Origin of the sequence: Streptomyces sp. NBC_01198 (assembly GCF_036010485.1) — a bacterium.
Lineage (GTDB): Bacteria > Actinomycetota > Actinomycetes > Streptomycetales > Streptomycetaceae > Actinacidiphila.
This window is the reverse complement of sequence record NZ_CP108568.1, coordinates 5,268,460-5,281,668: the sequence shown is the minus strand read 5'-3', so window position 1 is coordinate 5,281,668 and position 13,209 is coordinate 5,268,460. Positions and strand designations below refer to the sequence as shown.

Sequence of the window (13,209 nt, the reverse complement as noted above, 5' to 3'; positions counted from 1 at the left end):
AAACCGCCCAGAGCGGCAGCGGCATGCGCCGGACAACGCGCGTGGCGCTCGCCGTCGTGTCGGCGTCGGCGCTCGCGCTGACCGCGGCGGCCTGCGGGGGCGACGACGACGGGGGCAAGAAGGACGCCGCGCCGACCTCCAAGGCGGCGTCTGGCGGCGGTGACGCCCTGCAACTGCCTGACCTGCACGGCCAGAAGCTGGAAGTGGCCGCGGTGTGGACGGGCCCCGAGCAGAAGAACTTCCAGAAGGTGCTCGACGAGTTCGACAAGCGCACCGGCGCGAAGACCACGTTCGTGCCGACCGGCGACAGCCAGTCGACCTTCCTGGGGACGAAGATCCAGGGCGGCGCGCCGCCGGACGTCGCGTTCCTGGCGCAGAACGGCGTGCTGCACCAGTTCGCCGACAAGGGCTGGGTCAAGCCGCTGGGGCCGCAGGCGCAGGCCCAGCTGAGCAAGAACTTCTCCCCGGGCTGGCAGAAGCTCGGCGCGTGGAAGGACAAGCAGTACGGCGTCTACGCCAAGGTCTCGAACAAGTCGATGATCTGGTACAACGCCGCCGCGTTCAGCAACGCGGGCGCCACCGAGCCGAAGACCTGGGCGGACTTCCTGAAGACGGCGGAGACCGTCTTCGAGTCGGGCACCACCCCGGTGTCGATCGGCGGCGCGGACGGCTGGACGCTGACCGACTGGTTCGAGAACATCTACCTGTCGCAGGCGGGCCCGGAGAAGTACGACCAGCTGGCCGCGCACAGCATCAAGTGGACCGACCCGTCGGTGAAGGCGGCGCTCACCACGCTGGCCCAGCTGTTCGGCAACAAGGACCTGATCGCCGGCGGCGCCAAGGGCGCCCTGGGCACCGACTTCCCGAAGTCGGTGACGCAGACCTTCACCGGCAACCCGCCGGCCGCCGCGATGGTCTACGAGGCGGACTTCGTCTCGGCGTTCATCTCGGCCAACACCAAGGCGAAGGTCGGCACGGACGCCAAGGAGTTCGCCTTCCCGGCGGTCGGCGCCGGCAAGGCGCCGGTGGTCTCCGGCGGTGACGTCGCGGTGGTGCTCAAGGACGGCCCCGGCGCGCAGGCGCTGCTGACGTTCATCGCGTCGACGGACGCGGCCAAGATCTGGGCGCAGGGCGGCGGTTACCTCTCGCCGAACAAGTCGCTCGACCTGGCGGCGTATCCCGACGCGGTGCAGCGCGACATCGCCAAGTCGCTGATCGCCGCGGGTGACGACTTCCGGTTCGACATGTCGGACCAGGCGCCGGCGGCCTTCGGTGGCACGAAGGGCGAGGGCGAGTGGAAGGACCTCCAGGACTTCCTCGCCAAGCCGTCCGACGTGGCGGGCGCGCAGGCCAAGCTGGAGGCCGACGCCGCCAAGGCGTACGGGAGCTGAGGCACGTGTCCCCGGCACAGGTGGCTGGTGCCACCGCGGGGGCGGGGGGCGGCGGTTCCGCCGCCGCCGTCCCGCCCCCGCCGGGTCCCGGTAAGGGATCCCGTCGCAGTGTGATGGGCACCCGGCCGTGGGTGGCCGCGGTGTTCCTGCTGCCCGCGCTGGTCCTGCTGGGCGCGCTGGTGGCGTATCCGATCGTCTTCACCGTCAAGCGGAGCCTGTACGACGCGGACGGCAGCGCCTTCATCGGGCTGAAGAACTTCGGCACGGTCTTCACCGACCACGGCATCCTCACGGCGGTGCGCAACAACGTCATCTGGGTGGTGGTCGCGCCCGCCGTGGCGACCGCGCTCGGCCTGGTGTTCGCGGTGCTCACCGAAAGGGTGCGCTGGGGCACGGCGTTCAAGCTGATCGTCTTCATGCCGATGGCGATCTCGATGCTGGCGGCCGGGATCATCTTCCGGCTGGTCTACGAGCAGGACCCCTCGCAGGGGGTGGCGAACGCGGTGGTGGTGGCGGTGCACGACACCTTCACCGACAACGCGGCCTATCCGGGGGCCAGACCGCGGCCCAACGGCGATCTGGCGCCGACCGCGGGCGGCTCCTTCACCTCGAAGTCCGCCGCGAGCGCCGGCACTCCGGCCGACCTGCCGCTGGTCGGCATCCCGCAGAACAAGGTGCCCTCCGGCGCGCAGGACGCGAAGCCCGCGCCCTCGCAGCCGGGTGCGGTGACCGGCACCGTGTGGCTGGACTTCCGGCCCGGCGGCACCGGCAAGCCGGGGGTGATCGACCCCGGTGAGAAGGCGCTGTCCGGGGTGAAGGTGCAGGCGGTCAAGGACGGCAAGGTCATCGCGTCGGCGAAGTCCGCCAAGGACGGCACGTACAAGCTGCCCGCCGAGGCGGTCGGCGCCCAGCTGCGGCTGCCCGGCTCGAACTTCGCCGGGAAGTACGAGGGCATCAACTGGCTCGGCCCGAGCCTGGTGACGCCGTCGATCATCGTGTCCTACATCTGGATGTGGGCCGGTTTCGCGATGGTGCTGATCGCGGCGGGCCTGGCCGGGGTGCCCAGGGAACTGCTGGAGCAGGCCCGGGTGGACGGCGCCAACGAGTGGCAGGTCTTCCGCCGGATCACCGTGCCGCTGCTGGCTCCGGTGCTTGTGGTGGTCACGGTCACGCTGATGATCAACGTGCTCAAGATCTTCGACCTGGTGTACATCATCGCGCCGGGCAGCAGCCAGCAGAACGCCAACGTGCTGGCGCTGCAGCTGTATCTGTCGTCGTTCGGCGGCGGTGACGACCAGGGCGTCGGCAGTGCGATCGGTGTGATCCTGCTGCTGCTGGTGCTGCCAGTCATGATCTTCAACATCCGGCGGCTGCGCAGGGAGGGACGGCGATGAGCGCGGATGTGACCGCGGGCTCCGGTCCGGCGGGGGCCGCGGCCCCCGCCGAGGATTCCGGGCGCCCGGTGACCGTACGGCCCAAGGAGAGCCTGGGCACCCGGCTGGCGGCGCTGGCCGGCGGCGGGGTGGTGCGGGTCGTGCTGCTGGTGGTGGGCCTGTTCTGGCTGCTGCCGACGGTGGGGCTGCTGCTGTCGAGCCTGCGGACGCCGTCCGACATCTCGGCGAGCGGCTGGTGGAAGGTCTTCACCTCGCCCTCGCAGCTGACGGTGACCAACTACCGCACGCTGCTGGACAACCACGCCATCACCGACTCGCTGGTGAACACGGCGCTGATCACCGTCCCGGCGACGCTGCTGGTGGTGGTGATCGGCTCGCTGGCCGGTTACGCCTTCGCCTGGATGGACTTCCCCGGCCGCGACTGGTGGTTCATCGCCGTGGTGGCGATGCTGGTGGTGCCGGTGCAGGTGGCGCTGATCCCGGTGGCGAAGCTGTTCGGCGACATCGGGATCTTCGGTGACATCTCCGGGGTGGTGCTCTTCCACACCGCCTTCGGGCTGCCGTTCGCGATCTTCCTGCTGCGGAACTTCTTCGCGGAGATCCCCCGGGAGCTGCTGGAGGCCGCGCGGCTGGACGGCGCGGGCGAGCTGAGGCTGTTCACCCGGGTGGTGATGCCGCTGGGCGGGCCGGCGATCGCGTCGCTGGGCATCTTCCAGTTCCTGTGGGTGTGGAACGACATGCTGGTCGCGCTGATCTTCGCCGACAGCGACTCGCAGCCGGTCACCGTGGCGCTGCAGCAGCAGGTGCGGCAGTTCGGCAACAACATCGACATCCTGGCGCCCGGCGCCTTCGTGTCGATGGTGATCCCGCTGGTGGTCTTCTTCGCCTTCCAGCGGCAGTTCGTGTCCGGCGTGATGGCGGGCGCGGTGAAGTAGCGGTCCGGTCGCGGACGGCCCGGCGCCACACCGGCGGCGGGGCCCGCGACACGGTGGACACGGCGGGCGGACCCGGCCGCGGAGGGCGTTTACACTGACGCCCCCCGCAGCCGGGAGCCGCCCGTTCCGGGGTCTCCCACCGTTCGAACGGATCCCCATGACGCTCACCCCCACCGCCACCGATCCGGCCGGCGAGGAGCTTCCCGCGCCCACCTCGCTCGCCGAGGTCAAGGGCTGGTTCTTCCCCGTCGACCAGGTGCTCTTCGACTGGTTCCTGACCCGCCAGGACGAGCTGACCGAGCCGGGGGACCTGCTGGAGATCGGCGCGTACATGGGCAAGAGCGCGATCTTCATGGGCAGCTACCTGCGGGACGGCGAGACGTTCACGGTCTGCGACCTGTTCGATTCACCGGCCGAGGACGACGCGAACTCCGCGGAGATGAGGTATTCCTACTCGACGCTCACCCGTCGCTCGTTCGAGTCGAATTACCTGTCCTTCCACGACGAGCTGCCGCAGGTGATCCAGGGCCTGTCATCCCTCGTGCGGGACCGGGTGCAGGCCGCCAGCTGCCGCTTCGCGCACATCGACGGCTCGCACCTCTACGAGCACGTACGCGGCGACATCGAGGACACCAAGGCGCTGCTGCACCCGCACGGCATCGTCGCGCTCGACGACTACCGCTCCGAGCACTGCCCCGGGGTGGCCGCCGCGGTGTGGGAGGCGGTCGCCACGGGCGGGCTCAGCCCGGTGTGCGTGACCGGCACGAAGCTCTACGGCACCTGGGGCGATCCGGCGCCGGTGCGCGAGCAGCTGCTGGAGTTCCTGGCCGGGCGGGAGGACCTGTGGCACGGCGTGGAGGCGGTCGCGGGCAGCGTGCTGGTGCGGGTCAGGGGCATCAGCACCGAGCCGCCGGCCCAGCCGGTCTCCCGGCACCACGTCGAGGAGCCGCCGCCGGTGGAGGAGGTCCCGCAGGTCGTCCTGGTGGAGCAACCGGCGCCCGCCCCCCGGCGGCGCTCCGCGACGCGCCGGCTGGTGCTCAACGTGCTGCCGCCGTTCGTGTCCAAAGGCTTCGTAAGGCTTCGCGGCGCACTGCGCCACCAGGCGTAACCAGCGGGGCGGCCGCGCGTTCGCAGGATATATAGCGTCACATACCGCATTTACCGCGGATGTGGTCGTAGTGTCCCGTGTCCCCGCGTCGAACCTGGATGTGCTGCTGTGCCCCGCTTCAGCGTCATCGTGCCCGTTTACCACGTGCAGGCGTATCTGCACGCCTGTCTGGACTCCGTGCTCGACCAGTCCTTCGGCGACTTCGAACTGATCGTGGTGGACGACTGCTCGCCGGACGGCAGCGGTGAGATCGCCGACGCCTACGCGGCCCGCGACCGCCGGGTCAGCGTCCTGCACCTCGCCGAGAACGTCGGCCTGGGCCGGGCCCGCAACGCCGGTCTCGCCCGGGCCACCGGCGACTACGTGCTCTTCCTGGACAGCGACGACACCTACGCCCCCGGCGCGCTGCAGGCCATCGCGGCCAGGATCGACCGCACGGGCCGCCCCGACCTGCTGATCTTCGACTACGACCGGACGTACTGGAACGGCGAGGCGGAGCGCAACCAGTTCAGCGGGCTGCTCGCCCAGACCGACCCGCAGGTCTTCTCCCTCGACGAGCGCCCCAGCCTGCTGCGGCTGATCATGGTCGCCTGGAACAAGGCCTACCGGCGGGACTTCCTCGCCAGGGTCGGGGTGACCTTCCCGGCCGGCTACTACGAGGACACCCCGTGGACGTACCCGGTGCTGATGGCCGCAGGGACCATCGCGCTGCTCGACCAGGTGTGCGTGCACTACCGGCAGCGCCGCAAGCGGGGCATCCTGCACACCACCAGCCGCCGGCACTTCGAGATCTTCAAGCAGTACGACCTGCTCTTCGCCTTCCTCGACAGCCGCCCCGACCTGGACCGCTGGCGCACCGTCCTCTTCCGCCGGATGCTCGACCACCTCACCACGGTCTTCAACCTGCCCGACCGGCTGCCCCGCTCCTCCCGCCCTGAATACTTCCGCCGCTGCCGCGCGCAGTACCGCAGGCTGCGGCCCGCGGGCTTCCGCTTCGCGCTCGGCCGGCGCAGCGGGGTGCGCTACCTGCTGGTCGCGCTCGGCGCCCGGCGGACCTTCCAGGCCCTCGGCGGCCTGCACCGGCTGCGGCTGCGTACGGTACGCAGAGCCAGGGTCGCGGCCGGGCGGCTGCGGACAACGGCGCTGCACGCGTACTACCTCGCGCAGCGGCGCCGGCCGCTCGACCCCGACCTGGCGGTCTTCTCCGCCTACTGGGACCGCGGCTACGTCTGCAACCCGGCCGCCGTCGAGGGCGCGCTGCGCGACCTCGCCCCGCACATGCGGACCGCCTGGGTCACCACCGAGCAGTACGCGCACACCCTGCCGCCCGGGGTGACCCGGCTGCAACCGGGCTCGGCCGGCTACTGGAAGGCCATGGCCCGCGCGTCCTACCTGGTCAGCAACGTCAACTTCCACCACCGCTACGCCAAGCGGCCCGGCCAGATCAACGTCCAGACCCACCACGGCACCCCGCTCAAGCACATGGGCGTCGACCTGCTCCAGCACCCGGCCGCCGCGTACGGCATGGACTTCGAACGGCTGCTGCGGCACGTCGACCGCTGGGACTACAGCGTCTCGGCCAGCCGGCACTCCAGCCTGGTCTGGGAACGCGCCTACCCGGCGGCCTTCACCTGCCTGGAATACGGCCAGCCGCGCACCGACGTCTTCCACCGGGCCACCCCCGAGGACGTGCTCGCGCTGCGCGACAGCCTCGGCATCCCCCGCACCGCGACGGCGCTCCTCTACGCCCCCACCCACCGCGACTACCAGAGCGGATACCTTCCGGCGCTGGACCTGCCGCGACTCGCGGACGAGCTGGGCCCCGGGATGGTGCTGCTGCTGCGCCCGCACTACTTCTACCCGCCCGGCGAGGCGGCCGGCGCCGCCCACCCGCGCATCATCGACGTCTCCGGGCACCCCTCGGCGGAGGAGCTGTGCCTGGCCTCCGACGGGCTCATCACCGACTACTCGTCGATGATGTTCGACTACGCCGGGCTGGACCGGCCCGTCGTGCTGCACGCGGCGGACTGGGAGACCTACCGGGCCACCCGCGGCGCCTACTTCGACATCACCGCGCACCCGCCGGGGCCCGTCGCCCGCACCCAGGACGAGCTGACCGACATCCTCGCGACCGGCTCCTGGTCAGGGCCGCGCTCGGCCCAGCTCCGGGCGGCCTTCCGGGCGAGATTCTGCCCCTACGACGACGGGCACGCGGCCGAGCGGGTGGTCCGGCGCGTCTTCCTGCGGGAGGACGGCGGGCTGCCGGCCGTCGTCCCCCTTCCCGACCGCCGTCCGGCCGCGTCCCCGCTGCACGGCGGCCCGGTGACGGACCCCCAGCTGCGCTGAGCCCGCCCGCCCCGGTCAGGGCGCCGGGACCGCGGGGACGGCGGCCGTCAGGGCCGAGGGGGCGGGGGCCGGGTGCCGGTCGGAGAGGGGGCGGTAGGGGAGCAGCGGCTCCTCGTGGAGGAAGACGCGGCGGACGACCCGCTCGGCCGCCAGCCCGTCGTCGTAGGAGCAGAACCTCGTGCGGAAGGCACCGCGCAGCGCCTCCGCTTCCGGGCCGTGCCACGCCCCGCCGCGGAAGGCCGCGGCCAGCGAGGCCTCGTCCTGGGCCACCACGCCCGGCGTCTCGCCGGGCCGCCCGGACAGCAGGTCGAAGTAGACGCCCCGGGCCGCCTGGTAGGCCGCCCAGTCCGCCGCGTGCACGACGATCGGCCGGTCGAGGTTGGCGTAGTCGAACATCAGCGACGAGAAGTCGGTGACCAGCGCGTCCGAGGCCAGGCACAGCTCCTCCACGCTCGGGTGCGCGGAGACGTCCACCACCGCCCCGGCCGGATGCAGCGCTTCGAACTGCGGGCTCTGCCCGTAGAAGTAGTGCGCCCGCACCAGCAGCGTGTAGCCGGGCCCGAGCTCGCGGGCGAGACGTTCCAGGTCCAGCGGGAGGACGAACTCCCGCTGGTAGTCGCGGTGGGTGGGCGCGTAGAGGATCGCCGTCGTGCCGTCGGCGAGGCCGAGTGCCCGCCGGGCGCGGCGGACGTCGTCGGGGCCCGAGGTGTAGAAGACGTCGTTGCGCGGGTAGCCGGTGGGCAGCGTGCGGTAGCCGCTGGGGTAGACCCGGTCGAAGACCTCGGCGGAGTGCTGGTTGGAGACCAGCGAGTAGTCCCACTGGTCGGCGTGGTCGAGCAGCCGGCCGAAGCTCATCCCCTTGCCGACCGCGGGCCTGGCTCGCAGGTCCATGCCCATGTGCTTGAGCGGCGTGCCGTGATGGGTCTGCACGTACCTCTGCTCGGGCCGCTTGGTGACCTGCCCGGTGAAGTTCGCGTTGTTGACCAGGAAACCGGCCCTGGCCAGGACGTCCCAGTAGCGGCGCGAGTTGACGACGACATGGTCGACGCCCGGCGGCAGCGCGTCCCGGTCGCGCTTGTTGACGACCCAGACGCCGTGCAGGTGCGGGGCGATCTCCACGGCCTTGCGGTAGATCGCCGCCGGGTTGCAGGAGACCCCGCGGTTCCAGTAGGCGGCGTAGACGACCAGGTCGGGGTCGACGGGACGGCGCAGCCGCAGCCGGTAGTAGCTCTGGTAGAGGGCGCGGGCCAGACCGTTCTTGCGGGCCCTGAGCTTCTTGGCGATCCGCATGGCGAGCGAGCGGGTGCCCAGGGCCGCGCGGTAGCGGCCGTAGGAGCCGGTGCCCGCGGCCCTGACCCAGCGGGCCTCCTTGGGTTCCGGCGCGATCCAGCCGGCCGGGCGGTGGTCGGTGAGCAGCCGGCCCGCCCGGCGGACGAAGTCCGGTGCGGCCTCCGGGTTCAGCCGGTCCTCGCCGACCGCCATCAGCAGCGCGGCCATCTGCCCGTACAGTGCGGCCCTTCCGGCCGCGCCCGGCAGGCCCTTGTCGGCCATGATCTCGCCGTAGCGGTCGAGCACGGCCAGGTGGTGGGCGCCGCGGGTGGTGGTGAGGCTGCCGGAGCGGCGCTTGCGCCAGCGCACGCACACCCGGTCCAGGCACGCGATGCGCGGGGCCGCGGTGAGCACCCGGGTGGCGACGGCGACGTCGGCGTAGGGGGCGTCACCGAAGGCGAAGCCGCCTGAGGTCCAGAACTCCCGGCGGATCGCGCGGTTCCAGGCGGCCGGGTAGCAGGCCAGGCAGTCGGGGAGGTCGGCGGCGGTGAAGACGCGCTCTCCCGCGGCGGCCAGGAAGTCGCCGTCGCCGCTCTCCTGGACGTTCTCCCACACGGTGAAGCGCTCGTGGTCGTAGAGCAGCACGTCGGGGTCGCCGGTGCGGCCGAGCCGGGTGTCCAGGGCGGCCAGCGTGCCGGGCGCCATGAGGTCGTCGGCGTCCAGGAAGAGCAGGTAGTCGCCGGTGGCGCGGGCGGCCCCCGCGTCCCTGGCCGGCCCGGTGCCGCAGGTGCGGTCCAGGCGCACCGGCACGACGCGGGGGTCGGCGGCGGCCAGGTCGGCGATGATCGCGCCGCACGCGTCGGGTGAGGCGTCGTCCACCGCGACCACCTCGACGTCACCGCCGGATTGGTCGAGTACGGACTCCAGGCAGCTGCGCAGGAAACCCTGCGCGCGGTGGGCGGGGACGACGACGCTGAAACGGGGCATGACCATCCTGGACAGATCGGTGGTTACCGGCACGGGATAACGTCCGAGGGTAATTGCCCGGGAACTCTGTGTCGATCCGCGGGGTCGTGTCGCTCGTTCGGCCTACCTTCGGTGACCCCTGCGGACGGGGCGAGTTGAACACACGGCATGGTCTGCCACCGCCGTCCAGAAAGGAGCGTTGTCCCCCATGACGCCCCGCCTGACCGTCGTCGTCCCCGTCTACAACGTCGAGCAGTACCTGGAGGAGTGCCTGCGGTCGATCGCCGCGCAGACGCTGGCAGAGCTTGATGTGGTGATGGTGGACGACGGCTCGACGGATACCAGTGCGGACATCGCGCGGGCGTTCGCCGCCGGCGACCCGCGCTTCCGGCTGGTCTCCCAGGACAACGGCGGCCTCGGCCACGCCCGCAACACCGGGGCGCGCCACGCCGATCCGGCGTCGCCGTACCTGACCTTCATCGACAGCGACGACGTGCTGCCGCCGCGCGCGTACGAGCAGCTGACCGGGCTGCTCGACCGGTCGGGGTCGGACTTCGCCACCGGGAACGTCTACCGGCTGACGACCGCCGGCCGCAGCCAGGCCTGGCAGCACCGGGGGATGACGAGGACGGTCAGCCGCACCCACATCACCCGCGACCTGGGCCTGCTGTCCGACCGGGTGGCCTGGAACAAGGTCTTCCGCCGCACCTTCTGGGACAAGCACGACCTCGCCTTCCCCGAGGGCGTGCTGTACGAGGACACCCCGCTGACCATCCCGGCGCACTTCCTGGCCGACGCCGTCGACGTGCTGCACGAGCACGTGTACTACTGGCGCATCAGGGAGGGCTCGATCACCCGCCGGCGCACCGACGTCCGGGGCGTGCGGGACCGGATCGCGGCCGTGGACGGGGTCTCGCGGTTCCTCGCGGAACCGGCCAACACCCGCTGGAGCAGGCACAAGCGCGACTACGACCGGTCGGTGCTCACCGACGACCTGCTCTACTTCATCGAGGCGCTGCCGATGGCGGGCCCCGAATACCACCAGGTCTTCATGGACCGCGTCGGCGACTACCTCAGCCGCGTCGACCCCACGCTCTACCCGGGGCTGCCGGTGGAGCTGCGGCTGCGCTGGGAGCTGATCCGAGAGGGCAGGCTCGACGACCTGCTGACCGTGCTGCGCCACGAACGGCACGGCGGCCGTACCGTCTTCGACCTGGCCGGGCTGCCGCTGCGCAAGCGGGCCGTCGTCGTCGGCGTCGACGGCTCGCCGGTGAGGCTGTCCCGGGCGGCGACCGCGGCCGGCGCCACCGACCTGCCGGTGGTCGCCCGGCTGCGGGACCTGGAGTGGCGGGACGGCAAGCTGGTGCTCAAGGGCTTCGCCTACATCCGCAACGTCGACGCCCGCACCCGGCGCTCCTCGCTGAAGACCGCGGTCGCCACCTGCGGGCGGCGCAGGCTGCTGCTGCCGGTGCGCACGGTGAAGGTCGCCGACGTCACCGACGAGCAGACGCAGGAACGCCACTGCTACGACTGGTCCGGTTTCGAGATCACCATCGACCCGGCCCGGCTGCGTACCGACGGCGGCTGGAAGGCGGCGCAGTGGCGGCTGGGCATCGTGGTGGCGGGCGGCTCCGCGGTCCGCCCGGCCGCGCTGCGGGCCGCCGAGGCCGGCGCCGGATCCTCGCCGGTGCCCTTCGCGCTGGACGACGACACCCGGCTGGTGCCCTGGTACAAGGACGGCCGGCTGCACCTGTCGGTCGAGCCGGTCACCCGCCGCCTCACCGCCCACCGGCCGTCCGGCGACGGCCTGCTGCGCCTGGACCTCGCGGTCCGCGACCGTACGCTGCCGGTCGCCGCCCGGCTCACCCAGCAGACGACGGGCGCCGCCTTCGACTACCCGCTCGCCGCGGGGGCCGCCTGCGACGGCTGGACGGCGCTGAGCGCCGACGTCGTGCTCGCCGACCTCGGCGGGGCGCGGCCGCCGATGACCGGGCTGCCCAAGGAGGTCGCCCCCGAGACGACCGCGACCTGGACGGCCGAGGTCGTCTTCCCCGACGGCGGCAAGGCCCGGGTCAGCCTGGACCGCGACCTGCCGGCCGGCCGCTACGCGCTGCCGCCCGACGAGCGGCTCGCCGCCCCCGCCGCCCGCGAACTGTCCGTCGAGGGCACAGCGGCGGGCAACCTGGTGCTCCGCGACCGCACCCCGCAGGCCGTCGCCGACCGGGTGTCCTTCACCCCGGACGGCCGCCTACTCGTCGCCGGCCTGCTCCCCGAGCAGGCCGCAGCACCCGGCGCGGGCGTGCGGCTGATGCTGCGGCACGGCACCTACGCCGCCGAGACCGGGGCCGAGGCCGTCACCGACGGGGAGCCAGGCCGGTTCTCCGCGTCCGTCGACGTCGGGGCGCTGCCGCACGCCGGGCGGTGGTATCTGCATCTGCGGGCCGCGGGGGCCGACTCGCCCGTGCGGGTCGCGCCGAGCGCGATGCCCGGGCTGCCGCTCGAGCTCGCGGTGAGCGACGGGGAGCGGCCGGTGCGGCTTGACCGCCGCTTCCACGACCACCTGTTCGTGGCCGCCGGCTCCGCCGTCCCCGCCGCGGACCGCGGGCCGTACCGGCAGCGGCTGCTGCGCGAGCGGCGCTACCCGGTGCTGGCCCGCCGCCAGCTCACCGACACCGTCCTCTACAGCAGCTTCGACGCCCGCCGCTGCGACGACTCGCCGCGCGCCGTGCACGACGAACTGGTGCGGCGCGGGGCCGCGCTCGACCACGTGTGGGTGGTCGCCGACCGGACGACGCCGGTGCCGGCCGCCGCGCGGTCCGTGGTGCTGGGCAGCCACGGCTGGTACGAGGCGCTGGCCCGCAGCCGGCACATCGTCACCAACTCGCACCTGCCGGCCTTCTTCCGCCGCCGGGACGAGCAGCACGTGGTGCAGACCTGGCACGGCACCCCGGTCAAGCGCTTCGGCCAGGAGCTGGCGGGCACCCTGTGCGCCGACCTCACCCACATGTGGCCGCAGCCGCTGCTCGGCGGCCAGTGGACCGTCCTGCTGTCGCCCAACGCGCAGAGCACCCCGGTGCTGCGCCGCGCCCTGGCCTTCGCCGGCGAGGTCGCCGAGACCGGGCTGCCGCGCACCGACCCGCTCAGCGGCGAGGACCGCGACAAGGCCGCCGCGGACGTACGCGACCGGCTGGACCTGCCACCGGGGCGCACGGTCGTGCTCTACGCGCCGACGGTACGCGACGACGAGGCGTACGACGCCGGCCACCAGCGGCTGCACCTGGCCGCCGACCTCGCCGCGCTGGAGGCGGAACTCGGCGACACCCATGTGCTGCTGGTCCGCGCCCACCCGCTGGTCGCCGACACCGTGCCGGCGGCCGGCGGCTTCGTCCGTGACGTGACCGGCCACCCCGACCTGGCCGAACTGCTGCTCGCCGCCGACGTCCTGGTCACCGACTACGCCTCGCTGCTCGCCGACTTCGCCGTCACCGGCCGCCCGGTCCTGCTGTACACCCCCGACCTCACCCACATGCGCGACACCCTGCGCGGCTTCACCTACGACTTCGAGGCGCAGGCGCCCGGGCCGCTGCTGTCGACCACGCCGGAGCTGATCGCCGCGCTGCGCGACCCGGCCGCCGCGGTCGCCCCGCACGGCGCGGCCTACGACGCCTTCCGCGCGGCCTTCTGCCATCTGGACGACGGGCGCGCCGCCTCCCGCGTGGCAGACCTGATTCTGCGCGGACCGCGCATCTGATGAAACGGGGCGGCCCGGCCGGCCGCACGCGGCACCCGACAGCGGAACG

Annotated in this window: 7 protein-coding genes; 6 read left to right on the top strand and 1 reads right to left on the bottom strand. The window is 72.6% G+C overall.

Annotated features, from left to right (window positions below; genetic code table 11):
* Positions 1-23: 23 nt before the first annotated feature.
* The 5 genes from OG702_RS23540 to OG702_RS23520 all read left to right on the top strand — a co-directional run bounded on the left by OG702_RS23540 (position 24) and on the right by OG702_RS23520 (position 7,174).
* Positions 24-1,391 (top strand): ABC transporter substrate-binding protein, encoded by a 1,368-nt coding sequence (locus OG702_RS23540; RefSeq protein ID WP_327293339.1) that lies wholly within the window; start codon positions 24-26, stop codon positions 1,389-1,391.
* Between the two features lie 113 nt (positions 1,392-1,504).
* Positions 1,505-2,785 (top strand): carbohydrate ABC transporter permease, encoded by a 1,281-nt coding sequence (locus tag OG702_RS23535; RefSeq protein ID WP_327290913.1) that lies wholly within the window; start codon positions 1,505-1,507, stop codon positions 2,783-2,785.
* Positions 2,782-3,720: a carbohydrate ABC transporter permease gene (locus OG702_RS23530; protein ID WP_327290912.1), complete on the top strand. Its 939-nt coding sequence runs from the start codon at positions 2,782-2,784 to the stop codon at positions 3,718-3,720. Before OG702_RS23535 ends, OG702_RS23530 begins: the two co-directional genes overlap by 4 nt.
* A gap of 157 nt (positions 3,721-3,877) precedes the next feature.
* A complete protein-coding gene (locus OG702_RS23525) occupies positions 3,878-4,828 on the top strand; it encodes a class I SAM-dependent methyltransferase (RefSeq protein ID WP_327290911.1) in 951 nt (316 codons plus the stop codon).
* A 108-nt stretch (positions 4,829-4,936) separates the two neighbouring features.
* The gene (locus tag OG702_RS23520; protein WP_327290910.1) at positions 4,937-7,174 is read left to right on the top strand and encodes a bifunctional glycosyltransferase/CDP-glycerol:glycerophosphate glycerophosphotransferase; all 2,238 of its coding nucleotides are present in this window, start codon (positions 4,937-4,939) and stop codon (positions 7,172-7,174) included.
* Between the two features lie 15 nt (positions 7,175-7,189).
* On the opposite strand, the gene OG702_RS23515 is transcribed toward OG702_RS23520, so the two are convergent.
* Positions 7,190-9,430, bottom strand: a complete 2,241-nt coding sequence (locus tag OG702_RS23515; protein WP_327290909.1) for a bifunctional glycosyltransferase/CDP-glycerol:glycerophosphate glycerophosphotransferase — start codon at positions 9,428-9,430, stop codon at positions 7,190-7,192.
* A 187-nt stretch (positions 9,431-9,617) separates the two neighbouring features.
* Here OG702_RS23515 and OG702_RS23510 point away from each other — a divergent pair, with 187 nt between their 5' ends.
* Complete coding sequence (locus OG702_RS23510) at positions 9,618-13,160, top strand: CDP-glycerol glycerophosphotransferase family protein (protein WP_327290908.1); 3,543 nt, start codon at positions 9,618-9,620, stop codon at positions 13,158-13,160.
* The last annotated feature ends 49 nt before the right edge of the window (positions 13,161-13,209 follow it).